This window comes from Klebsiella sp. CSG-1 (assembly GCF_056521145.1).
On the sequence record NZ_JBWNLD010000009.1, the window covers coordinates 53,695 to 78,725 of the forward strand.

Sequence of the window (25,031 nt, forward strand, 5' to 3'; positions counted from 1 at the left end):
CCTATCAGGCTGGCCTGCAGGCCAGCATCACAGCCTCCGCATGAAGGATAAGGACAGTGTATGTCTGCTTTCTCACTGAAAATGGATATTGCCGAAAACCGTTTTTTTACCGGCGAAGCATCGCCGCTGTTTTCGCGCCAGCAGGCGCAACAGGCGCGCCATTTTCATCAAAAAATCGTCGGATATGAACCGACGCCGCTGTATGCCCTTAAGTCGCTGGCGGCTCTGTTTGGCGTGAGTACGATTCTGGTCAAAGACGAGTCGCAGCGTTTCGGTCTGAACGCATTCAAAATGCTGGGCGGCGCCTACGCTATCGCACAGCTGCTGTGCGAAAAATATCACCTGGATATCAACGCGTTCTCATTCGCTACCTTCAAAGCCAGTACAAAAGAAAAGATGACCTTTGCCACCACCACCGACGGTAACCACGGACGCGGCGTGGCGTGGGCGGCACAGCAGCTGGGTCAGAATGCCGTTATCTATATGCCCAAAGGATCGGCCCAGGAGCGCGTTGATGCCATCCTGCGGCTTGGCGCCAGGTGTATCGTCACCGAGATGAACTATGACGATACCGTACGCTTCACGATGCAAACTGCCCGGCAAAACGGCTGGGAGGTGGTACAAGACACCGCCTGGGAGGGATATACCAAAATCCCGACCTGGATTATGCAAGGTTACGCCACCCTCGCCGATGAAGCGGTAGAGCAGATGGCGGCAATGGGCATTGCTCGTCCGACCCACGTCTTCCTGCAGGCTGGCGTCGGCGCGATGGCCGGCGGCGTGCTCGGTTATCTGGTGGACGTCTTCGGCGCACGCGATCTGCATTCGGTTATCGTTGAGCCGGAGCTGGCGGATTGTCTCTACCGTTCAGGCGTCAAAGGTCAAATCGTCAACGTTGGCGGCAGCATGGCCACGATTATGGCGGGCCTGGCCTGCGGCGAACCCAACCCGCTGGGCTGGGACATTCTACGCAACTGCGCCACCCAGTTTATCTCCTGTCAGGATGCCGTAGCCGCGCTCGGGATGCGCGTACTGGGTAATCCTCTCGGTACCGATCCACGGGTGATTTCCGGAGAGTCTGGCGCTGTCGGTCTGGGCATTCTCTGCGCCGTACATTTTCACCCACAGCGCGAAGCGCTGATGAATAAGCTCGGACTGGATAGCCACTCCGTGGTGCTGGTTATCAGTACGGAAGGCGATACCGATGTGAAGCACTACCGGGAAGTCGTCTGGGAAGGTAAATATCCGGCGGCCCAATAATTCCTCAAAACACTGACAAATTCATCCCGCTGAGCGGGAAACAAAAACTGGAGAACTGATTCATGGCCAGGCACATTCCCTTCAAACTGATTCTTGAAAAAGCAAACCACTACCAACAGGACATGACCCGTTTTCTCCGGGACATGGTGGCAATACCGAGCGAAAGCTGTGATGAAAAACGCGTGGTCCATCGCATTAAAGAAGAGATGGAAAAGGTCGGCTTCGACAAAGTGGTCATCGACCCGATGGGCAACGTTCTTGGTTATATCGGCCATGGCCCGCGTCTGGTCGCGATGGACGCACATATCGATACCGTCGGCATCGGCAACATCAAAAACTGGAATTTCGATCCCTATGAAGGCATGGAGACCGATGAGTTAATCGGCGGTCGTGGAACGTCGGACCAGGAAGGCGGAATGGCCTCAATGGTCTATGCCGGTAAAATTATCAAAGACCTCGGACTGGAAGATGAGTACACCCTGCTGGTCACCGGTACCGTTCAGGAGGAAGACTGCGATGGGCTGTGCTGGCAGTACATCATCGAGCAGTCAGGTATTCGCCCGGAGTTTGTCGTCAGCACCGAACCAACGGACTGTCAGATCTACCGAGGTCAGCGCGGGCGTATGGAAATTCGCGTCGATGTCCATGGCATCAGTTGCCACGGTTCCGCGCCGGAACGCGGCGATAACGCCATTTTCAAAATGGGGCTAATCCTCAATGAACTGCAGGATCTCTCGCACAAACTGGGCAATGATGAGTTCCTGGGTAAAGGCACCCTGACCGTTTCGGAAATTTTCTTCACCTCGCCAAGCCGCTGCGCCGTTGCCGACAGCTGCGCTATCTCCATCGACCGGCGCCTGACCTGGGGGGAAACCTGGGAAGGGGCGCTGGCGGAAATCCGCGCCCTGCCCGCCGTACAAAACGCAAACGCGGTGGTGTCGATGTACAACTATGACCGTCCCTCCTGGACTGGCCTGGTCTACCCGACCGAGTGCTATTTCCCGACCTGGAAAGTGGAAGAGAACCACTTCACCGTCCGCGCGCTCAGCAATGCCTATGAAGGGCTGTTTGGCAAAGCACCGGTCGTTGATAAATGGACGTTCTCTACCAACGGCGTCTCCATCATGGGCCGTCACGGCATTCCGGTCATCGGTTTTGGTCCAGGTAAAGAACCGGAAGCGCATGCGCCTAATGAGAAAACCTGGAAATCCCATCTGGTGACCTGTGCCGCGATGTATGCCGCCATTCCGCTTAGCTGGCTGGCCACGGAATAATCATTGTCTGCAACGCCTCCCGTCGCTTGGCGACGGGAGTCTGGAGTGTTTATGCGCGTACTGATTAAAAATGGCATCGTCGTCAATGCCGACGGCCGGGCTAAACAGGATTTGCTCATTGAAAACGGTCTGGTCAGCCGCCTGGCCCACCAGATAACGCTTGACCAACCGTGCGACACTATCGATGCCGAAGGTTGCTACGTGATGCCCGGCGGCATCGATGTTCATACCCACTTTAATATTGATACCGGACTCGCCCGCAGCTGTGATGATTTTTTTACCGGTACCCGCGCCGCCGCGTGTGGCGGTACAACAACCATCATCGATCATATGGGCTTCGGCCCTGCCGGCTGTCGGTTACGCCACCAGCTGGAGGCCTACCACGGATATGCCGCTTATAAAGCGGTGATTGACTACAGTTTTCATGGCGTTATCCAGCATATTAATCACGCGATTCTTGATGAGATCCCGATGATGGTCGAGGCGGGGATCAGCAGCTTTAAGCTCTACCTGACCTACCAGTACAAACTCAATGATGACGAGGCGCTGCAGGCGATGCGTCATCTACAGCGGGCCGGGGCATTAACGACCGTTCATCCGGAAAATGATGCCGCTATTGCGCAAAAGCGCGCTGAGTTTCTCGCCGCCGGTAAAACCGCCCCGCGCTATCACGCTTTAAGTCGCCCGTTTGAGTGCGAAGCCGAAGCCATCGCGCGGATGATCAATCTGGCACAACTTGCGGGCAACGCGCCGCTATACATCGTGCATCTCTCCAATAGTCTGGGTCTGGACTATCTACGTCTTGCCCAAACCCGCCATCAGCCGGTATGGGTAGAAACCTGCCCACAGTATCTGCTGCTCGACGAACGCTGCTATGAACGTGAAGATGCCTTGCAGTTTCTGCTCAGTCCACCGCTGCGTAACGCCAGGCATAACGATGCCCTGTGGTGCGGTATCAGCGATGGCGCGATTGATGTCGTCGCCACCGATCACTGTGCTTTCTCCATGGCCCAACGCCAGCAGCTTTCCGGTGGCGATTTCAGCCGCTGTCCGAACGGTCTGCCGGGGGTCGAAAATCGTTTGCTGCTCCTGTTCTCCCATGGGGTGATGACCGGACGTATTTCTGCCGAACGTTTCGTGGCGCTCACCAGCGCGACGCCGGCAAAGCTGTTCGGCCTGTGGCCGAAAAAAGGGCTGCTGGCGCCCGGCGCCGATGGCGATGTGGTGATCATCGATCCGCGGCGGACGACCACCATTCGTCATGAAATGCTGCATGACAACGCTGACTATTCCCCGTGGGAGGGGTTTATCTGCCAGGGCGCTATTCGCCAGACCTTGTCTCACGGCAGAGTGATCTTCGATAACGGTCACTTTACCGGCACCGCAGGCCAGGGGCGTTTCTTGCGCCGCCATCCCTTTTCAATCGCTAACGCTCCCATAAGCGGAAATGCACCCTAAAGTGAGGAATGAATGAGTAAGAAAATTGTTCTCGCCCTTGGCGGAAATGCCTTAGGGGACGATCTGGCCGGGCAAATGCAGGCCGTTAAACAAACCGCGCAGGCCATCGTTGACCTGATTGCTCAGGGACACCAGGTGGTGGTGACTCACGGAAATGGTCCGCAGGTGGGGATGATTAACCTCGCTTTTGAAGCCGCCGCGAAAACTGAAGCGCACACCCCCATGTTGCCCATGTCGGTCTGCGTCGCCCTCAGCCAGGGCTACATTGGCTACGACTTACAAAACGCACTACGTGAAGCGCTCCTTTCCCGAGGAATGAGCGTGCCCGTGGCAACGCTGATAACCCAGGTCGAAGTGGACGCCAACGACCCCGCATTTAAACATCCAACCAAACCTATCGGTTCCTTTTTTAGCGAAGAAGAAGCCAGACAGCTGACCCGCCAGGGGTACACCATGAAAGAAGATGCCGGCCGCGGCTACCGCCGCGTTGTCGCCTCGCCGCAACCGGTGGATATCATCGAAAAAGAGACGGTGAAAGCGATGATGGAAGCGGGTCATGTGGTGATTACCGTGGGCGGCGGCGGTATCCCCGTCATTCGTGAAGGCCATCACCTGCGGGGTGCCAGCGCGGTGATTGATAAAGACTGGGCCAGCGCTAAACTGGCAGCGATGATTGACGCCGATATGCTCATTATCCTGACGGCGGTGGAGAAAGTCGCCATCAACTTTGGCAAAGCGGATGAGCAGTGGCTGGATACGCTCACGCATAGCGATGCCGAACGCTATATTCGCGAAGGCCATTTCGCGAAAGGTTCTATGCTCCCGAAGGTTGAAGCGGCAGCCTCGTTCGCGCGCTCCCGTCCCGGACGTCAAGCCCTGATTACGGTGCTGAGCAAGGCTCAGGAAGGAATTGAAGGCAAAACCGGAACGGTGATTGCTGGTTAAACGATGCCTGATATGACCAGCAACCCTGAATACGCCCGGTGATGTTCCGGGCGATTTTTACCGGACAAGCCCGCGGGATATCAGGCTCAGGCGACCGTCAACACCGCTTCTTTCGCCTTAACGCCGCGATGCATTAGCGTCATTAGCGCTTCAAGCACGCCACCGCCAATCGCTCTGGCCTTATCCGATACGCTGGTATAATCGGCGTCGGCGCCTCGCGGGTCGATATCACCGATTTTGAAACCGCTGTTAACCACCAGGCCATCGTTTAATAACCCCCGCACCATGCCGCCCAGCGGAGCCAGAATCTCCCTGTCACCGATGGTGGCGATCGTCTCCCCTTCGTTGACAATATCGCCCAGCCGCACCCGCCCCTGCAGCACGCCGGCCACCGGGGCGCGGATCACCCTCAGCGAGGTGTGCCCCTGAATGTTGCCCGGGATCCCGGTATTCGCCTGGGCGCAGCCGTGGTATATCACCTGGCCTAACCAGTGGCCCCGATGGGTTTCAATTACCGCGTGGCAATCTTTCCCGGCGCAAAAACCGGGGCCAAGCGCGATCACCGCCGGGGCCAGCCCGCAATGAGTACCGAAGTTTTCCTTCGCCAGAATCGCATCCACCACGCAGGCGGGCCTCAGGTCGCGCAGGGAGTGACACGATGGGTCGACCAGAAGTGGGATGGCCCCATTTTCAACGATGCGCATAGCCTCATGTACCGACGCGGCGCGCCGGGCAACAACGCCCTCCACCGTCACCTCACCGTCGAATATCGCCTGGGCAAAGGCCACGCTGCGGCGGATCGCCGTCGGTTTTTCAACCTCGAGCATGATCACCTTAAATCCGGCATGCCAGAGCCGCAGCGCCACCCCGGTAGCAATATCTCCGGCACCGCGAATCACCACCCGCAGATGCTGTGAGGGATGATCCACCGCCATCATCAGGCCACCCGCGGCCTGATTTTTCACCTGCAGGATCTCCGCCAGGACGCTGATGGCTATCTCGTTTGGCGTCTCGGCGCCAATGCTATAGCCCACCGGCGCATGCAGCCGCGCAATGTGATCTTCCGCAATCCCGTTTTCACGCAGTTGACGTAAAAAAACCTGAACCTTACGGCGGCTGGCCAACAGACCCAGCCAGGCCACTGGCTGGGTAATCAGCCAATCCAGCGCTTCGCGATCTTTATTGTTGGTGGCGATGAGGACAAAATTGTCAGGGCCAATGTCCAGCTTGTCTAACGCGCAACTAAAGGTTTCTGCATGCAACAGCTGGGTCGACGGGGGGAAGAAATCAGGATTGAGGCTCTCCCGATAGATATCGGCAACAGCGATTTCGAACCCCACCAGCGCCGCAATTTGCGCAATTGCGCGGTTGACGTGTCCGCCGCCGATCAGCACCAGGCGCGGCCGCAGGCCATGCACGCTGATATAAACCGACATCGCGCCTCCGCAGTCAGAGCCAACGGCATCGGTCCCGTTGCGCGCCATCCTGCCGTGAAACATTCGCGACGTCTTCTCACTTAGCGCCACCAGTGCCTCATCAATCACTTTTCGCTCCACCATACCGCCGCCTATGGTTCCCGCAATGGTCCCGTCAGCGCGGATCAACATCTGCGCTGAGTGCCTGGGCGTTGAGCCTCTGCTGTCAACAATCTGCGCCAGCGCAAACGGGCGATTCTGTTCTTCGAGTCTTGCAGCTTCTGAGAAAATATTCATAACAACCTCGATGGCTATCCCTTTTCATCCCAGAGTGAACCTCACTCTCTCACTCGTCTGCGCGTGATTGCCGGACGCTCCTGAACGGATCCCGCCCAGATGGCATCAACATCGCCATCAACCAGCAGGTCGGCTGTCAGCAAATTATCATTTTGAGAAAGCTGATTAAGTAACCAGATGCGCCGGACACCCGGCGGCGTATCTTTAAAGGCCCCTTCAGGATGCCGAATGAAACGATGCAGCATCTGCCAGCTCAGCCTGTCACCGGGTACGGCGGCGGTTATTCGGCAAAAAAAGGGCCAGCGATGAACCGTCCCAGGACCAATACATTGCCCAATCAACCCGCCTCCCGTCACGGCAATGACGCAGCGACTTGAATCAGGGATGCAAGGTTCATGCTCGTTTGGCGCTTTAAGTGCAAAACCGTGAGCGCCGTCGGCTTCTACCAGCACCACGTCTACGTGAGCCTGCGCCACCAGTCCATCAAGTTGCTCGCCGGTAAAACCCTTTACTTTTCCAGCCTGCGGCAGCCATGCGGAAAAACAGGCCAGCAGCGGCGGCTGCCAGACGACTGCCGGCAGCCGCCCCGGGGCGCGACAGATAACAACCGGCATCTGCTCCGGTAGAGACATATGCGTGGTGGTGGTCAACAGGACCCGTCGTCCGGCCTGGACAAATAATTCAGCCAGCCACAACAACGTACTGGTTTTGCCACCCGCGCCAACGGCGGAAATAAGTAACGGGCTGGCAGATGCACCTAAATCACAAAACAAGGCGTCATCTTGCGGTATATTTTCCATTAATCAGGTTCACTTCCATTATTTAAAGAGAGCTATGAAGCCGATCGACTGTATTATTACCGCCGCCGGGTTGTCCTCACGAATGGGGCAGTGGAAAATGATGTTACCCTGGCAAGAGGGAACAATACTTGATGCAAGTATTAAAAATGCCCTGCAGTTTTGCTCACGTATTATTCTGGTGACGGGTTTTCACGCGCAGGAACTGCAGACACGCTATAGTAACAACCCCAGGATAACGCTGGTGCATAATGCGGATTATCAACACGGGCTGCTCTCTTCCGTGATCTGCGGGGCCCGCGCCGTAAAAAGCGAATACTGCTTTATCACCCACGGCGATCTGCCTTGTATCCGCGCTGAGGTATTCCGCACCCTGTGGCCGTTGCGCTATAACGGTTCAATTCTTCCGTATTATCAAGGAATACCGGGCCATCCCATTCTCGTTGCCCGCCGCTATTTGCAACAGCGGCTGAACCATTCTGACGGTTCATCTGTCCGCCAGGCTCTGCTCAGCGGTCGGCATCAACGGCTGGAACTGGAATATCCGGAAATTATTTTTGATATTGATACCCCTGCCGATTTTATTCGCCTGCAAAATAGCCCGCGTTGCTCGTAGCGATGCCCTCGCGTCTCATGAGCGCGTTTAACGCGATAACGTAAATTATCATTGTGATAGATAAACGTTGATTTTGAGAAATAAGCACAATTCATTTTGCTGAGTGATTTGAATTCGCATTAGCGTAACGTGATGTATTTCATAAAGCGTCATTAACTTTAGATCTCTCTCACAGATTCGTATCCGCTTAGCTCAATGGCTAAATAACTGGTGCGATTGTTGCTCCAGCTCTCCCAATTCGTCGGAAAGATCGTTTCCCCGATAATATTCGTTCACCGATTAATCTAAGGAGAGGGTTATGGGAGATATCATGCGTCCCGTCCCGTTTGAGGCATTATTGACGCGTATCTTTGATGAATACCAAAACCATCGCTCGATATTTGGTATTCCTGAACAGCAATTTTACTCGCCGGCAAGCCCGAATCGACTCACCGTGTTCGGCGAGAGTTGTGCAACCCCCGTTGGACCTGCCGCCGGACCGCATACCCAGCTGGCGCAAAATATTATCACCAGCTGGTTAACCGGCGGTCGGTTTATTGAACTGAAAACCGTGCAGATTCTCGATCGGCTTGAGCTGGAAAAACCGTGTATCGACGCCGAAGATGAATGTTTTAATACGGAATGGTCGACCGAATTTACCCTGAAAAAGGCGGCTGATGAGTACCTGAAAGCGTGGTTTATTCTACACCTGCTGGAAGAGATTTTCCCGCTCACGCCGATGAAGGGCGGCAAATCATTTATTTTCAATATGAGCGTGGGTTATAACCTTGACGGTATCAAGCAGCCGCCGATGCAGCAGTTTATCAACACCATGATGAATGCCAGCAAGCAACCTGAGTTTTCCCTCTATCGCGATATTCTCGACCGCTGGCTGCATGACGAGAGGTTCCTTCTCCGCTTCCCCGGCGATGATATCCGTCCACGGCTCGACACGCTGGCACACAGGATCCCCGCCACCCTGGTACACGGCGTAACGCTGTCGACGATGCATGGCTGTCCGCCGGATGAAATTGAAGCCATTTGTCGCTATATGCTGGAAGAGAAAAACCTCAATACCTTCGTCAAACTCAACCCGACGCTTCTCGGCTATCCCCGGGTACGTGAAATTCTTGATACCTGCGGCTTTGGCTATATCGCGCTCAATGAAGAGTCCTTTGACCATGATCTGAAAATCGATCGGGCATTAGCTATGCTGGAACGCCTGATGCAACTGGCAAAAGAGAAGCATCTCGGCTTCGGCGTGAAGCTGACCAATACGCTCGGCACCGTCAACAACAAAGGCGCGCTGCCGGGAGATGAGATGTATATGTCCGGTCGCGCGCTGTTCCCGCTGTCCATCAATGTTGCCGCTCTTCTTTCCCGCGCTTTTGACGGCAAGCTGCCCATCTCCTACTCAGGAGGCGCCAGCCAGCTCAATATTCGCGAAATTTTTGCCACGGGGATTCATCCGATCACGATGGCGACGGACCTGTTGAAGCCGGGAGGCTACCTGCGGCTTAGCGAATGTATGCGCGAACTGGAGCAGTCTGACGGCTGGAAGATGACCCAGGTGGACGTCACGCGGTTGAATGCGCTGGCGGAAAAAGCCGTCAGTATGGCGTACACCCAAAAACACTGGAAACCCAATGACCGTATTGATGTCGGCGAGAAACTGCCCCTCACCGACTGCTACGTCGCACCATGCGTTACCGCCTGCGCTATTAAGCAGGATATCCCGGAATATATCCGTCTGATGGGCGAACAGCGCTATGCCGACGCGCTGGAGCTGATTTATCAGCGCAATGCCCTGCCGGCCATTACCGGTCATATCTGCGACCATCAGTGTCAGTACAACTGTACTCGTCTGGACTACGAGAGCGCACTTCACATTCGTGAGTTGAAAAAAATCGCCCTGGAGAAAGGCTGGGAGGAATATCAGCAGCGCTGGCATAAACCCGCAGGCTCCGGCACCCGACATCCGGTAGCGGTGATTGGCGCTGGCCCGGCAGGATTGGCCGCCGGTTATTTTCTCGCCCGCGCCGGGCATCCGGTGACGCTCTTTGAACGCGAAGCCAATGCCGGCGGCGTGGTGCGCAATATCATCCCGCAATTTCGTATTCCCGCAGAGCTTGTCGAACATGATATCGATTTTGTGATCCGGCATGGGGTGAATCTGGTCTACGGCTGCGATCCGCATCTGAGCGTTGAAAAGCTGCAGCAGGAAGGATTCCACTACGTTCTGGTGGGAACCGGTACCGATAAGAACAGCGGTGTCCCGCTAGGCGGTGATAACCCTAACGTACGAAAATCGCTACAGTTTTTGCGGGAGTATAACCGCGGCGACAACCTGAAGCTGGGGAAGCATGTGGCTATTATTGGTGCGGGAAATACCGCAATGGACTGCGCCCGCGCGGCCCTGCGCGTCCCCGGTGTGGAGAAGGTCACGATCGTTTATCGCCGTTCACAGCAGGAGATGCCTGCCTGGCGTGAGGAGTATGAAGAAGCCGTTGATGATGGCGTTCAGTTCCGTTTTCTGAACAACCCGGAAGAGTTTAACGCCGATGGCACCTTGACGCTGCGCGTCATGACGCTCGGCGAAGCCGATGAAAAGGGGCGCCGCCGCCCGCTACAAACCGCCGAGACCTGCACGCTGCAGGTCGATACCCTGATAACCGCCATCGGCGAACAGCAGGACCGCGATGCCCTCGCGACGATGGGTATTCCGCTCAATGAACATGGCTGGCCCGTTGTCGATCTCAATGGTGAAACCGCTAAGGCCAACGTCTTCCTGATCGGCGATGTGCAGCGCGGCCCCTCCTCCATTGTTTCCGCAATCGGCAATGCCCGCCGGGCAACGGATACGATTCTGGCCCGCGAGAATATCCTCAGTCACCATGGCGATAAACGCTGGAATAACGTCAATCCGGCGGAAGTCTACCGCCGGAAAGGGACCATTGCCGTAGCCATGGTAAACAAAGACGATCGAGATGCATTCGTGGCCCAGGAGGCCTCCCGTTGCCTCGAATGCAATTACCTCTGCAGCAAGTGCGTGGATGTCTGCCCAAACCGTGCCAACGTCTCAATCGCGGTGCCAGGGTTCCAGAATCGTTACCAGACCTTGCACCTTGACGCCTTCTGCAACGAATGCGGTAACTGCGCCCAGTTCTGCCCATGGCAGGGCAAGCCATACAAAGACAAAATCACCCTCTTTAGTCTGCCCGAGGATTTCGGCAACAGCACGAACCCGGGTTTTCTTGTCGAGGCGAACCAGGTTCACGTGCGACAAAACGATCGGATCTGGCTGCTGAATATCGACGAAGGCGGCCAGTTTAACGACGTACCGCCACCGCTTACCGATATGTGCCGCATTATCAGCCATGTTCATCTCCACCATCGCTATCTGCTGGGAGGCGTCGAAGTATGAGTATCCTGATTCTTAAAAATGCGACTGTCGCGCAACTTTACCCGGCGAAAGTCGTGGAAAATGTCGATATCGTTATCGAAAATGAGACCATTATCGATGTCGGTCCGGAGCAATGCCGGCGCTATCCGCAGGCCAGCGTTAAAGAGATGCAGGGCCGCCTGGTCATGCCTGGCAACGTGTGCTCTCACAACCATTTCTATTCGGGCTTATCACGCGGTATCCAGGCCGACATCGCCCCCTGTCCGGACTTTATCTCGACGCTGAAAAACCTGTGGTGGCGGCTCGATCGAGCGCTGGATGAAGAGTCGCTGTACTACAGCGGACTCATCTGCTCGTTGGAGGCCATTCGCAGCGGCTGTACTGCGGTTATCGACCATCACGCGTCTCCGGATTATATTGCCGGGTCGCTCAGTCAACTGCGTCAGGCCTTTCTGAAGGTTGGGCTACGCGGCATGACCTGCTTCGAAACAACGGATCGCAACGGCGGCGCCAAAGAGTTACAGGCTGGCGTTGAGGAAAACATTCGCTTTGCTCGCGAAATAGACAGCGCAAGGGAAAAAGGCGATACCCCGTATCTGGTGGAGGCCCATATCGGCGCTCATGCGCCGTTCACTGTCCCGGATGAGGGCCTGAGCATGCTAAACGAGGCCCTGAAGACAACCGGCCGCGGGCTGCATATTCACGCGGCGGAAGACCGCTACGATGTCTCCCACAGCCACCATCATTATGCAAAAGATCTGCTGGTGAGGCTGGCTGATTTCGATCTGATCGACAACAAAACGCTGATCGCCCACGGGCTGTATCTTTCCACCAGGGATATTGAGCTGCTGAATGCCCATGACGGGTTCCTGGTACATAATGCCCGTTCTAACATGAACAATCATGTGGGCTATAACCAGCGTCTGGCGGCGTTCCGTAACCTGGCGCTCGGTACCGACGGGATGGGTTCTGATATGTTCGAGGAGCTTAAGTTTGCCTTCTTCAAACATCGTGATGCCGGCGGCCCGCTGTGGCCGGATAGCTTTGCCCGCGCATTAAGCAATGGTAATGAACTGCTCAGCCGTAACTTCAAGGCGAAGTTTGGTCGTATCGAAGCCGGTTACAAGGCGGACCTGACCATCAGCGATTACGCCCCGCCCACGCCGTTTATCGCTGAAAATATTGCCGGCCACATTGCCTTCGGGATGGGGAGCAGCAACGTTCATAGCGTCATGGTCAACGGAGTCATGGTTTACGAAGATCGTCAGTTTACCTTTGACTGCGAACCGATGTTTGCCGAAGCCAGAAAGGTTGCGGCGAAGATGTGGAAGCGGATGGATGCCCTGGCCTGACGCCCCCTGGCAGGAAAAGAACCCGGTCTCTGCGCCGGGTTCTTTTTTGCAACGAGTCTACAGCGTCAACAGACTGGCGGTGGCGACTTTACGCTGTTTTTGCAACGCCGCCAGCGCCTCAGCGCTCATCACGCTGAGCGCTGCCGTCGGGCAAACATCAACGCAGGCGGGCCCCCGTTCACGCGCGACGCACAGATCGCATTTCACCACCACCGGCGGATGCGCCGCCGTGGCCACAATCGTTATTGCGCCAAAAGGACAGGCCACCACGCACCCCTGGCAGCCGATACAACGTGCGGCATCGGCTTCAACCCGCTCGGTTCCCATCGTTAACGCGCCGACCGGACAGGCAGACACGCAGGGCGCGTTTTCACATTGATGACACATCACCGGTACGCTGAGATGTGCGAGACGCATCACCTTCAGGCGCGGATGAAATTCCGCCCCTTCAGCCACGTGCGACAGGGCGCAGGCGACTTCACAGGTCCGGCAGCCGATGCAGGCCTGTGGACTGGCGACGATAAAGCTGGTCATACTCCCTCCTTGTTCCTGAACAAAGCCAGCATCTCGTGAGCCGCCTGGCGCCCGGCCACCATCGCTGTAACCACCAAATCGGCGCCATGCACCGCATCCCCGCCGGCGAAAATTTTGTCATTGTCGGTTTGCGTCGTGCCGCGACCTGGACCACCGGTACGAATCTGCCCCCAGCGATCGAGTTGAATCCCGTGCCCGCGCAGCCAGGGCATATCATGCGCCTGGAAGCCAAACGCCATGACCAGCACATCGGCCGGGAGCTCAAATTCTGAGCCGACAATCGGCTGCGGGCGACGACGCCCGTCCGCGCCAGGTTCCCCCATTTCGGTGCGGATCATCCCAACCGCGCTGACCTGACCTTTGCGGTTACGCAGAATAGATTGCGGCTGAACGTTGAACTGAAATTCCACCCCTTCTTCACGCGCGTTCACCACCTCTTTTTTCGAACCCGGCATGCTCAGTTCATCACGCCGGTAGGCACAGGTTACGCTGGCAGCGCCGCGACGGATCGCCGTACGCACGCAGTCCATCGCCGTATCACCTCCCCCCAGCACCACCACGCGTTTACCTTTAATCTCGGTCATCGGATATTCCGGGCTCTCCTCAAGCCCCATCACGTCACGGGTGCTGGCAATCAAAAACGGCAGCGCCTGAATCACGCCCGCGGCGTCTTCGCCCTCCAGGCCCGCCGCCATCAGGCCGTAGGTACCCACGCCAAGAAAAACGGCGTCATAGCCTGCAACCAGGTCGTTGAACGCCACATCGCGCCCCACTTCATGATTGAGGTGAAAAGTTATCCCCATTTCACTGAAGATCTCCCTTCTGACCCGCAGTATGCTTTTATCGAGTTTGAAGGGCGGTATACCAAACGTGAGTAAGCCGCCGATTTCAGGATGTCTGTCGAACACCGCCACCTGTACCCCCGCACGCGCCAGAATATCCGCGCAGCCCAGGCCCGCCGGACCGGCGCCAATGACCGCCACCCGCTCTTTACGCGGCACGACATTCCCCACGCCCGGCCGCCAGCCCATCGCCAGCGCGCTATCGGTGATATAACGCTCAAGGTTGCCAATGGTGATCGAGCCGCCTTCATTTTTCAGTGTACAGGCCCCTTCGCACAGACGATCCTGCGGACAAACCCGGCCGCAAATCTCCGGCAAAGAGCTGCTTTGATGACACAGCTCCGCCGCTTCGATGACATTGCCCTTGTTGACAAGGCGAATAAAATCCGGAATGTGGTTATGCAGCGGACAGGTCCAGTTGCACCATGCTTTCTGGGCGCAATAGAGGCAGCGTTCGCTTTCGTATTCCGCATCGCAGGCCTCAAGCCCGTGGTAAATTTCGCCAAAATGGGTCTTTCGCGTTTCGGCAGCGATTTTTTTCGCCCCGACGCGCGGTAATTTTTCGAGGAACGTTTCGCGTCGCGTCCTCTGACGAGGTTGTACCGCTAGCCCCTGGGCCGCACGAAGCTGTCGTTCGCGGCGCAGCTGGTTGATACCGGCATCATCCATCAGCTTCAACGCCTGTGTCGGGCAGGCTGCCACGCAGGCCTGCTGACCCGATGCATGTTCGCTGCACAAATCGCACTTCTGCGCCAGCTGCGGGGCATCCGCTGCCGCGGAGGTCATTTCGATGGCGCCAAACGGGCAGGCGAGCACACAGTTTTTACAGCCGATGCACTGCGCCTGTCTGAGCTGAATACTGTCATTCGCCAGATAGAGCGCCTGCGTCGGACATGAGGTGACGCAAGGCGCATCGTTACAGTGATGACAGGTAGCGGCACGACTCTCTTTACGGTGGAAGACAATGTGGATGCGCGGAAGGAAATCACGACGCTGCTGCGGCCAGACATCCTGATGATGCGCAGTCACGCAGGCTATCTCACAGACATGGCAGCCAATGCAGCTGGCAGCATCGGCAACAATAAATCGATTCATTTGCGTCCCTTTTATTATTATGAAAATGACAAGGGTCGCGATGCAATAATCAGGCGCTTTTTACGTTCTGCAGCGTAGCAGGTTCATTTTTGAGAACCGCCTCAAAGAAACGCCCTTCCCTGCGGCGACCGGGGACATCCAATGAGATGCCGCGCAGAATCATGTGGCGATTCATAATGATTTCATTCCTATCATTATGAGAACCTTCTGTTCCTCGTCCGTTGTTTAATCCTGACCTGTCGCGGCGTAAACCGCGCGTTCTGTGACAGTCGACTCATTTCGACAACTTTCTGCCTCAAATTCAAAAAACTGGCACTCCCTAAGCATATTCCCCTCAGGTGTATTTCATCGTTACTCATCCTTCTCCCCAGTCGCGCCTTCCAGGATGCACTGGCGGAAAATGTCGGATAATAAGGAGAACAAAGTTATGAGCGCCATTGATTCTCAGCCACCATCGGTCTCTGGCAGCCCCCACTCAACAGATGAGGTGGATCGCGTCTTGTCGCCGGGGAAGCTGGTCGTTTTGGGTTTGCAACACGTTCTGGTTATGTATGCAGGTGCCGTCGCCGTGCCTTTAATGATAGGGGACCGGTTAGGATTAAGTAAGGATACGGTGGCGCTACTGATCAGCTCCGATCTGTTTTGCTGCGGCGTCGTGACGCTACTGCAATGTATCGGTATCGGTCGCTTTATGGGGATTCGTCTCCCGGTCATTATGTCAGTGACCTTTGCCGCCGTTACGCCGATGCTGGCCATTGGTATACACCCCGATATCGGACTGTTGGGGATTTTCGGTGCGACGATCGGCGCCGGAATCATCACCACGCTGCTCGCCCCTCTCATCGGACGGCTGATGCCACTATTTCCCCCTCTGGTCACCGGCGTGGTGATCACCTCTATCGGTCTGAGCATTATGCAGGTCGGGATCGACTGGGCGGCCGGCGGCAAAGGCAATCCTGACTATGGTAACCCGGTTTATCTGTGCATCTCCTTCGCCGTGCTGCTGTTTATCCTGCTGGTCACGCGTTTCGCCAAAGGTTTTATGTCTAATGTCGCCGTCCTGTTAGGCATCGTCTTTGGCTTTGGCCTTTCAATGATGATGAATGAAGTTAACCTCAACGGCCTGTACGACGCCAAATGGTTCGCCATTGTCACGCCGATGGCGTTAGGGACGCCGGTCTTCGATCCGGTGTCGATTATCACTATGACCGCCGTGGTCATCATCGTTTTTATTGAGTCGATGGGGATGTTCCTGGCGCTGGGTGAAATTGTCGGCCGCAAGCTGACGCCGCAGGATATCGTTCGCGGTTTGCGCGTTGACGGTATCGGCACGGTGTTTGGCGGCGTTTTCAACAGTTTTCCCCACACCTCTTTTTCGCAAAACGTCGGGCTGGTCAGCGTCACAGGCGTTCACAGCCGCTGGGTCTGCGTGGCTTCCGGCGCTATTCTGATAATCTTCGGGATGGTGCCGAAAATGGCGGTGCTGGTCGCTTCCATCCCGCAGTTTGTGCTGGGCGGCGCAGGGCTGGTCATGTTCGGTATGGTACTGGCGACGGGAATTCGCATTCTGGCGCGTATCAACTACTCCTCTAATCGTTACAACCTTTATATCGTCGCCATCAGCCTTGGCGTGGGTCTGACGCCAACGCTGTCGCATGATTTTTTCTCAAAATTCCCGACAGTACTGCAGCCGCTACTGCATAGCGGGATCATGCTGGCCACGTTCAGCGCCGTCACCCTCAATCTGTTCTTTAACGGTTACAACAAACACACGGGGCTGATTCCCGAGAACCCGGCGGTTAAGCGCCAGCCACGTACGATGCGCATGTGGTTACTGATGCGCAAAGTTAAACAGCAGCAACACGATGAATAACGAGAAAGACTCCGGCGTCAGTGCATAGCTCTGACGCCGTCATCCCGTAACCGGGAGCATAAATTCCGCGAACTCAGGAGAACTCATCATGTTATTACGCCTGGTTTTCGCCACCGCGGTTCTCTGTTTGCTGAGCCAGCCAGCGGTGCAATATGCCATTAATTTGAGTATCCATAGCCGCTTCGACTTTTGGTTGCTCTTTTAATCGCGCTGTCTCCGCTTCGTTCTGACGAGGAAAATTATCATAATGAAAAAGGTGATTACCGTATGCCCGTATTGCGCAGCTGGCTGTAAGCTCAGGCTGGTCGTTGAGGAGGAAAAAATCCTGCATGCCGAAGCGGCAATGGGCAAAAATAACCAGGGGACCCTGTGCCTGAAAGGCTATTATGGCTGGGATTTCATTAACGATACCCAGATCCTCACCCCGCGCCTGAAAACCCCGATGATCCGCCTTCAGCGTGGCGGCAAACTGGAATCCGTCTCCTGGCAGGAAGCGCTCGACTACGTCGCGACCCGTCTCAGCGCCATTAAGGCGAAGTACGGTCCGGACGCCATTCAGACCACCGGCTCCTCCCGCGGGACGGGGAACGAAACCAACTATGTGATGCAAAAGTTCGCGCGCGCCGTTATTGGTACCAATAACGTCGACTGCTGCGCTCGCGTCTGACACGGCCCTTCGGTTGCAGGTCTGCACCAGTCGGTCGGTAATGGCGCCATGAGTAATGCCATCACAGAGATTGATAACACCGATCTCGTGTTTATCTTCGGGTACAACCCGGCAGATTCACACCCTATTGTGGCGAATCACGTGATCAACGCCAAACGCAATGGGGCGAAAATTATCGTCTGCGATCCGCGTAAAATCGAAACCGCGCGTATCGCCGATATGCACATTGCGCTGAAGAACGGCTCGAACATCGCGCTGCTCAACGCCATCGGACAGGTGATTATCGAAGAAGATCTCTACGATAAATCCTTCGTCGCCAGCCGTTCCGAGGGTTTCGACGAGTATCGCAAAATCGTCGAAGGCTATACGCCGGAGTCGGTGGAAACCATCACCGGCGTCAGCGCGCAGGAGATCCGCGCCTGTGCCCGGATGTACGCCGGCGCGAAATCCGCCGCCATCCTGTGGGGCATGGGCGTGACCCAGTTCTATCAGGGCGTGGAGACCGTGCGCTCGCTGACCAGCCTGGCGATCCTCACCGGTAACCTCGGCAAGCCGAGCGTCGGCGTCAACCCGGTGCGCGGCCAGAACAACGTGCAGGGCGCCTGCGATATGGGGGCGCTGCCGGACACCTATCCGGGCTATCAATACGTGAAGTTTCCGGAGCATCGCGAGAAGTTCGCCCGGGCCTGGGGCGTAGAGAGCCTGCCGGCGCATACCGGCTATCGCATCAGCGAGCTGCCGCACCGCGCGGCGCACGGTGAAGTGCGGGCGGCGTACATTATGGGCGAAGATCCGCTGCAGACCGACGCCGAGCTCTCTGCGGTGCGTAAAGCGTTTGAAGAGCTGGAGCTGGTGATTGTCCAGGATATTTTCATGACCAAAACCGCTGCGGCGGCCGACGTTATCCTGCCGTCCACCTCGTGGGGCGAGCACGAAGGCGTCTATACCGCAGCGGACCGCGGCTTCCAGCGCTTCTTTAAAGCGGTGGAGCCGAAGTGGGACCTGAAAACCGACTGGCAGATCATCAGCGAAATCGCCACCCGGATGGGCTATCCGATGCACTACAACAACACCCAGGAGATCTGGGACGAGTTGCGGCATCTGTGCCCAAATTTTTACGGCGCCACCTACGAGAAAATGGGCGAGCTGGGCTACGTCATGTGGCCGTGCCGCGATGAGTCCGACGCCGACCAGGGAACCTCTTATCTGTTTAAAGAGCAGTTCGACACCCCGAACGGCCTGGCGCAGTTCTTCACCTGCGACTGGGTTGCGCCGATCGATAAACTCACCGACGAGTATCCGATGGTGCTCTCCACCGTGCGGGAAGTAGGCCACTATTCGTGCCGCTCGATGACCGGCAACTGCGCGGCGCTGGCCGCGCTGGCGGATGAACCGGGGTATGCGCAAATCAATACCGCCGATGCCGCGCGACTGGGCATTGAGGATGAGGCGCTGGTGTGGGTGAAGTCGCGGAAAGGCCGCATTATCACCCGCGCGCAGGTCAGCGATCGTCCGAATAAAGGGGCGGTCTATATGACCTATCAGTGGTGGATTGGCGCCTGTAACGAGCTGGTCGCGGAGAACTTAAGCCCGATAACCAAAACGCCGGAGTACAAGTACTGTGCCGTGAACGTTGAGCGCATCGCCGACCAGCGCGCGGCCGAGCAGTATGTGATTGATGAGTACACCAGGCTGAAAGCCCGTCTGCGCGAAAGCGCAATGGGTTAACCCTGCTCCCCGGTTCCGCGACGTTTATCGCGGAAAGATCCGGCCGATCGCCAGAGTCGTCAGGAACGGTTAAATCAGAGAGTCCGGTTATCAGACGGAAAAGACAGAAACCCGGGCCAGGTGTTTACACCTTAGCCCGGGTTGTAAGGTCTATGACTTTAAAGCATGGTGAATAGAATCAAGAATCGGTTGATAGCCGGTACAGCGACAGATATTCCCCTCCAGCACATCTTTCAACTGTTCATCCGTCGGCTGCGGCGCTTTAGTCAGCAGCGCCGTGGTACTCACCAGTACGCCAGGAGTACAAAAACCGCACTGCACACCGCCATGCTCGACAAATGCCCGCTGCAGTTTTTGCGTCAGCGGGTTATCGTTCAACCCTTCAAGGGTGGTGATTTCCGCCTCATCGCACTGTTCGGCCAGAACCAGACATGAACAGACGGCATTGCCATCCATCAATACCGTACAGGCGCCGCACTCTCCGATGGAACAGCCCTCTTTCGTGGCACTCAAGTGCAAAGTGTCCCGCACCAGATCCAACAACCGCATGTGCCCTTCCACTTTCGCTTCCACCAGCTTGCCATTGACCTTCACTTTGATTGTGCTCATTGCGCTATCCTGTGCGGAGCGCTATCACGCTCCGTTAATTTATGATTATTGATCAAATTCGTGCTTCGCCTGTGCCATCATGTCGCGGAACATACTGATAAAGACAGGCTGCTTATAGGCAGCGGACCAGCGTTTGCCGATGGCGGCATCGATCAGCTTTTCCAGAACCGCACAAGCGCGGTCGATCGATTCATGCTCCAACCGCTGGCCAATCAGGCAACGCTCGACATCAGGCAGGCGCTGCGGTTTGCTAAACAGAGCGCCATCCACCAGCCGGCAGTAGTCGACGCACCCGTTAGCATCCAGAGACAGCAGCGCACTCAGGCTTTGCCGGGTAATATTCAGCGCATTACGTCGCCCCAGCTGATGATAGAAACCTCTGGCCTGCGGTCTGGCCGGCGGCGGCAGGATCACCTGAGTCAACAGCTCGTCCGGCTGGCGCTGGGTTTTATAGCCAGAAAGCAGAAACTCACCCAACGACATCCGCCGCGTGCCGCGCAGGGAATGCAGCACAATACTGGCATCGTAGAGGATCGCCGGTGGAATAGAGTCGCCACAGGGCGCGGCGTTAACGATATTGCCGCCAATGGTGGCGCGGTTACGAATCTGATGTGAGCCTACGGTGTGACAGGCCTGAACCAGTAGCGGATAGCGCTCACGCAGCAGCGGATGCTCGGTGATGCGGTTAAAGGTCAGCGCCGCGCCAAGGACTATCTCATGACTATGGGGATCTTCTGTTATCCCGGTCAGCTCCTGAAGACGGGAAATATCCACCAGCTTCATTGCCCGGGTTTGCATGCGCCCTTGCACAATGACGTCCGTCCCTCCCGCTATTGCGCTCACGCCTTCCTGAGCCAGCAACGTGAGCGCCTGTTCCAGATTCTGCGGACGGGTTACCGTCACGTCGGTCAGCCGCAGCACCTGCTTTTTATTTTCCGCCTCGATCATCAGCTCGCTCTGCCGGGCTGGCTTTTTCAGATTGAAGCCGAGGATCACCTGCTCAAGGGTCAGCGGCAACTTATTAAAGCGCCTCCCGAGCGCGAAGCTGACCGCATTATTGATAGCTGCCGCGGCCAGTTCAGTGGCCGGCTCGCCGATGCCTTTCGCCCCATACGGCCCGGCAAGATCGGGGTTTTCTACGCCGATAACCGTGATTCGTGGGATATCTTTAATGGTCGGCAGAAGGTAGCTGTCAAAGTTTTCTGACTTCACCTGGCCGTGCTCAATATTGAAATCTTCCAGCAGCGCATAGCCAAATCCCTGGGCTACGCCGCCGCAAACCTGGCCTTCAAACCCCACCGGATTGAGTATCCGCCCAACATCGTGCGCGGCGGTCACATGCAGGAGTTCAGTTTTCCCTGTACTGGTGTTCACCCGAACTTCAGCCACCTGACAGCCGTACACCCAGGTAAAGTACGGACTGCCGCAGCCTTTTTCTTCATCCCAGTGAATCGGAGGAGGGACGAACCAGCCATACTCGGTGAGACTAACGCTGGCCCATTTGGTTTTATTGACGGCGCGTTTAAAATCAATACGCCGGCTGGGGTCATGGCGGTTGATTATCAACCCGCCTGACCAGAGGGTATCGGCAAGCTCGCATGCGCCAATAGTGTCGCCGACGACGCTGAGAATGCGTCGTTTGATCTTCTCTGCCGCATCAAGAATCGCCCCGCCGCCCACCATCGTTCCGCGCGTGGCCGCCGTGGATCCGCCATCACCAATGACCGACGTTGGCGGCTCGCTAAAATGAATCTCTTCAAGCCCAATACCAAACGCTTCGGCGGCAATGAGCGACATGGTGGTCTGTAACCCCTGACCATTTTCTGATACTGATGTCGACAGGTTAACGCTGCCGTCTTCGTTGACCTGAATCAGCGCCGTTGAGGTATCCACCCCTTCCGCACCGATAGAACAGCCGCGATAGCTCAGCGCCAGGCCAATACCGTAGCGCCACACGCCTCCCAGCTGATTCAACACATGATAATGCTGGCGCTTCGCCATAAATTCTGCCGACTCGCTGGCCTTATTCAACACTTCAATTGCCGAAACGGTGTGGTTGTCGAACAGCTGGCCGGTAATCGAAGTATCGCCCTGTCGTAGCGCGTTTTTTTCGCGCAGCTTCAGCGGGGGAATATCCAGATATTCCGCAATCTCATCCATCAATGATTCATGCGCGTAGACGACCTGCGGCGAGCCAAAACCACGCATCGCCGAGGTATAGCTGTTGTTGGTATAGACCGCTTTGACATCAATATGGACATTAGGAATGCGATAAGGACCCGCGGCCTGCACCGAAGATCGCCAGGTCACGAAGGGCGAAGAAGCAGCATAGCCGCCGCTGTCCGCCAGAATATCGATCTTCATCGCGACAATATGCCCGACCTCATCCAGCCCCACTTTATACTTCATTTTATAGGGGTGACGTTTGCAGCTCTCGATAATCGACTGTTCGCGGGTATAGGCGAATTTCACCGGGCGTCCGGTTAAGTGGGTAAGTAAGGCCGAGCGGCAGGCCAGATGATCGATCACATCGTCTTTACCGCCAAACGATCCCCCCATCACCGCCCGCTTAATATTAATTAAGCTCTGCGGCCAGCCCATAAATTTGGCCACGAATCCGCGAACACGATGCGGATTCTGAATCGAACCGGAAATAATCAGGCTGCCGTCGGTGGGATCCAGCCAGCTGAGCACCACTTCTGGTTCGATATACGCATGCTCCTGAAAGCCAACTTCATACTCGCGCTCCAGCACATAGCGAGCCTCGGCGAACCCCTTACTGATATCGCCTTTAATCGTATGATGATGCGCGGCAATATTGTCGCTGCGTTGCGGATGGATCAACCGGGCATCGGGTGCCAGCGCCTGCTCAACATCGGTGAGCGGCACATAGGGCGTATAGCGGACGTGTATTTTGTCAGCGGCTTCGCAGGCGGCCTCATAGGTGGTCGCCGCGATCACGGCAATCACATCGCCGTGAAAGACCACCTCATCTTTGACGATCGGCAGGTAATCTTGCACGATAACCCCCACCACAGGCGTACCAGGAATATCCTGCCAGGTGGCAATTTTCACCACCCCGTCGACCGCCAGCGCATCGCTCAAATCAAGGTGTTCAATTTTGCCCGCCGGGATATCCGCATAGCGGCAGACACCAAATAGCATACCTGGCAGGGTGATATCATCACCATAAATGGCCGTTCCTTTGACTTTCGCCAGGCCATCCACTCGTCCCGGCGACGCTGAACGTAAAGCGCACATAACATTCCCCTTATTATTGTCCGTTGATGGCAAACCAGACTTAGCCATTGCATGCAGTATCAGTTCGCCCACGGGAAAAGCCCGTCCGGGACAACAAATCCAATATCTGTGCCATAAGTTGGCCGGGATGTGGTGCAGGTTATTATTTGTGACTGGGAACGCAAAAAGCGGCATCGACGGGGAAAAATCAGCGCAACGGGCGATTCGGCGAGGGTGTCACCGCCCGAACGCCGCTGATTTTATCAAAGTGAGAAGACGTATTTTATCAAATTAATAATTGCCAGCCGTCGCCAGGATGGCGCGGCTCAACAGACCGGTCTGGCGCCGATGCGGCGGCGTTTAGCGCGGGTCAGACGGTATAAATACGGATATCGTGCTCGCGGAATGTGTCGCTATACTCGCGACTGACGTTCTCCTCCACCACCAGCACATCAATGTCGCTGCTGTGCGCGACGACGAAACGGGCCACCGCCGGAATCTTATCCGAAGTCAGCCCGACGATAATTTCACTGCACTGTTTAATCACCGCTTTTTTAAATTCGCAATCGGCATAGTCAAATCCGGTCAGACCGGATTCCGGCGCCATCGCGCAGCCGCCGATAAACCCCTGATCAAACAGCACTCCCTGCAGCTGAGCCACCGCCGAAGCGCCAACGCAGCCGCCCGAGGCTCGCTGAACCTGCCCGCCAAGCATCACCACGTCATACAACGGCTTTTTGAGCAGCTCTGCGGCTATCTCCGGCGAATTGGTCACCACCGTTAACGCCAGCTCGGCAGGCAGCGCCTCGGCCATCGCCAGATTGGTGGTACCGGTATCGATAAAAATGCAGCCGCCGGGCTTGACCAGTCTTGCGCATTTCTGCGCGATTCTGATTTTTGTTGCTGCATTTTTGTCTTTCCGCTCGCTGTAATCCCCGGCTTCTGGCAGGTTCATTACCGCGCCGCCGTACACCTTTTTACAGACCCCGTCCTTGCTAAGTTCATGCAGATCCCGGCGAATTGTATGCTCAGAGACGTTTAAGCGGCTGGCCAGTTCGCTACAGACCACCCGACCGTTTTCCTGGAGGATCTGACAAATCAGCGCTTGTCGTTGCTGAGGGAAAGCTGCATAATCGAGCACATTAACTCCTGAATTTATCTTAACCGAGCACTAAAGAGCATGATCATGCATCCGCCCGGTTCTGTCAACCTACCCTGCAAAGAGGTAAAAAATGAAAATTGCCCATGTCGCTCTCTGGACTCGTCAGCTTGAACAACAGGCTCGTTTCTGGACCGGTTTCTTCAACGGCCAGATTAACGAAAAATATTGCAGCCGGACCAACCCCGGCTTTGAGTCTTATTTTGTGAAAATCGGCGAAGATATTGCCATTGAACTGATGAGCAAACCGGGGCTACAGGCGGTCACGGCGGACAATAACCACACCGGCTGGGTTCATCTGGCTATCTCTGTCGGCGGCGCGCAGCAGGTCGATGCGCTGGCCAGGCGGGCAGAAGCCCAGGGGATTTTAGTCTCCCCGCCGCGCACGACCGGCGACGGCTATTACGAAGCGGTGATCAAAGACCCGGATGGCAATCTGATTGAAATCGTTGCATAGTCAGCTCTGCAACCCATTCTGAGCAGGAACG

The 25,031-nt window shown here is 56.2% G+C and carries 17 protein-coding genes; 10 read left to right on the forward strand and 7 right to left on the reverse strand.

Translation table 11 applies throughout. The features are described from left to right. Window positions 1–60 precede the first annotated feature (60 nt). The 4 genes from dpaL to arcC all read left to right on the forward strand — a co-directional run bounded on the left by dpaL (window position 61) and on the right by arcC (window position 4,937). The gene (gene dpaL, locus AC007G_RS20450) at window positions 61–1,260 is read left to right on the forward strand and encodes a diaminopropionate ammonia-lyase (protein WP_032687284.1); all 1,200 of its coding nucleotides are present in this window, start codon (window positions 61–63) and stop codon (window positions 1,258–1,260) included. Window positions 1,261–1,322: 62 nt separating this feature from the next. Beyond that, window positions 1,323–2,534, forward strand: a complete 1,212-nt coding sequence (locus AC007G_RS20455; RefSeq protein ID WP_142630780.1) for a YgeY family selenium metabolism-linked hydrolase — start codon at window positions 1,323–1,325, stop codon at window positions 2,532–2,534. Window positions 2,535–2,585: 51 nt separating this feature from the next. Then, window positions 2,586–3,992, forward strand: a complete 1,407-nt coding sequence (hydA, locus tag AC007G_RS20460) for a dihydropyrimidinase (protein WP_142630781.1) — start codon at window positions 2,586–2,588, stop codon at window positions 3,990–3,992. Window positions 3,993–4,004: 12 nt separating this feature from the next. Next, the gene (gene arcC, locus AC007G_RS20465; protein WP_335290269.1) at window positions 4,005–4,937 is read left to right on the forward strand and encodes a carbamate kinase; all 933 of its coding nucleotides are present in this window, start codon (window positions 4,005–4,007) and stop codon (window positions 4,935–4,937) included. 86 nt (window positions 4,938–5,023) lie between these two features. Here arcC and yqeB read toward each other — a convergent pair whose 3' ends face one another. Continuing rightward, the gene (gene yqeB, locus AC007G_RS20470) at window positions 5,024–6,649 is read right to left on the reverse strand and encodes a selenium-dependent molybdenum cofactor biosynthesis protein YqeB (protein WP_047665024.1); all 1,626 of its coding nucleotides are present in this window, start codon (window positions 6,647–6,649) and stop codon (window positions 5,024–5,026) included. Between the two features lie 41 nt (window positions 6,650–6,690). Beyond that, window positions 6,691–7,449 (reverse strand): selenium cofactor biosynthesis protein YqeC, encoded by a 759-nt coding sequence (gene yqeC / locus AC007G_RS20475; RefSeq protein WP_032696011.1) that lies wholly within the window; start codon window positions 7,447–7,449, stop codon window positions 6,691–6,693. A gap of 34 nt (window positions 7,450–7,483) precedes the next feature. Here yqeC and AC007G_RS20480 point away from each other — a divergent pair, with 34 nt between their 5' ends. From AC007G_RS20480 to ssnA, 3 genes are all read left to right on the forward strand, one after another. Then, window positions 7,484–8,062 carry an NTP transferase domain-containing protein gene (locus AC007G_RS20480; protein WP_032687275.1) on the forward strand — a complete coding sequence of 193 codons (579 nt, stop codon included), beginning with the start codon at window positions 7,484–7,486 and terminating at the stop codon, window positions 8,060–8,062. Window positions 8,063–8,360: 298 nt separating this feature from the next. Continuing rightward, window positions 8,361–11,465 carry a putative selenate reductase subunit YgfK gene (ygfK, locus tag AC007G_RS20485; protein ID WP_335290270.1) on the forward strand — a complete coding sequence of 1,035 codons (3,105 nt, stop codon included), beginning with the start codon at window positions 8,361–8,363 and terminating at the stop codon, window positions 11,463–11,465. Beyond that, window positions 11,462–12,796, forward strand: coding sequence for a putative aminohydrolase SsnA (gene ssnA / locus AC007G_RS20490; RefSeq protein WP_335290271.1), 1,335 nt, complete (start codon window positions 11,462–11,464; stop codon window positions 12,794–12,796). Before ygfK ends, ssnA begins: the two co-directional genes overlap by 4 nt. A 57-nt stretch (window positions 12,797–12,853) precedes the next feature. Here ssnA and AC007G_RS20495 read toward each other — a convergent pair whose 3' ends face one another. Both AC007G_RS20495 and ygfT read right to left on the reverse strand, forming a co-directional pair. After that, the gene (locus AC007G_RS20495; protein ID WP_032696009.1) at window positions 12,854–13,330 is read right to left on the reverse strand and encodes a 4Fe-4S dicluster domain-containing protein; all 477 of its coding nucleotides are present in this window, start codon (window positions 13,328–13,330) and stop codon (window positions 12,854–12,856) included. Then, window positions 13,327–15,267, reverse strand: coding sequence for a formate-dependent uric acid utilization protein YgfT (gene ygfT / locus AC007G_RS20500; protein ID WP_032699623.1), 1,941 nt, complete (start codon window positions 15,265–15,267; stop codon window positions 13,327–13,329). The genes AC007G_RS20495 and ygfT overlap by 4 nt, the downstream gene beginning before the upstream one ends. A gap of 427 nt (window positions 15,268–15,694) precedes the next feature. Here ygfT and AC007G_RS20505 point away from each other — a divergent pair, with 427 nt between their 5' ends. Further along, window positions 15,695–17,140 (forward strand): nucleobase:cation symporter-2 family protein, encoded by a 1,446-nt coding sequence (locus tag AC007G_RS20505; protein WP_046852343.1) that lies wholly within the window; start codon window positions 15,695–15,697, stop codon window positions 17,138–17,140. A gap of 247 nt (window positions 17,141–17,387) precedes the next feature. Then, window positions 17,388–19,535, forward strand: coding sequence for a formate dehydrogenase subunit alpha (gene fdhF, locus AC007G_RS20510; RefSeq protein ID WP_479466656.1), 2,148 nt, complete (start codon window positions 17,388–17,390; stop codon window positions 19,533–19,535). A gap of 150 nt (window positions 19,536–19,685) precedes the next feature. Here fdhF and AC007G_RS20515 read toward each other — a convergent pair whose 3' ends face one another. From AC007G_RS20515 to AC007G_RS20525, 3 genes are all read right to left on the reverse strand, one after another. Next, window positions 19,686–20,144 carry a (2Fe-2S)-binding protein gene (locus AC007G_RS20515; RefSeq protein WP_032687266.1) on the reverse strand — a complete coding sequence of 153 codons (459 nt, stop codon included), beginning with the start codon at window positions 20,142–20,144 and terminating at the stop codon, window positions 19,686–19,688. Window positions 20,145–20,189: 45 nt separating this feature from the next. Continuing rightward, window positions 20,190–23,405, reverse strand: a complete 3,216-nt coding sequence (locus tag AC007G_RS20520) for a molybdopterin cofactor-binding domain-containing protein (protein ID WP_479466657.1) — start codon at window positions 23,403–23,405, stop codon at window positions 20,190–20,192. A 349-nt stretch (window positions 23,406–23,754) separates the two neighbouring features. Continuing rightward, window positions 23,755–24,525 carry a DeoR/GlpR family DNA-binding transcription regulator gene (locus AC007G_RS20525; protein ID WP_032699613.1) on the reverse strand — a complete coding sequence of 257 codons (771 nt, stop codon included), beginning with the start codon at window positions 24,523–24,525 and terminating at the stop codon, window positions 23,755–23,757. Between the two features lie 91 nt (window positions 24,526–24,616). Here AC007G_RS20525 and AC007G_RS20530 point away from each other — a divergent pair, with 91 nt between their 5' ends. Then, window positions 24,617–25,000, forward strand: a complete 384-nt coding sequence (locus tag AC007G_RS20530) for a VOC family protein (RefSeq protein ID WP_032687263.1) — start codon at window positions 24,617–24,619, stop codon at window positions 24,998–25,000. The last annotated feature ends 31 nt before the right edge of the window (window positions 25,001–25,031 follow it).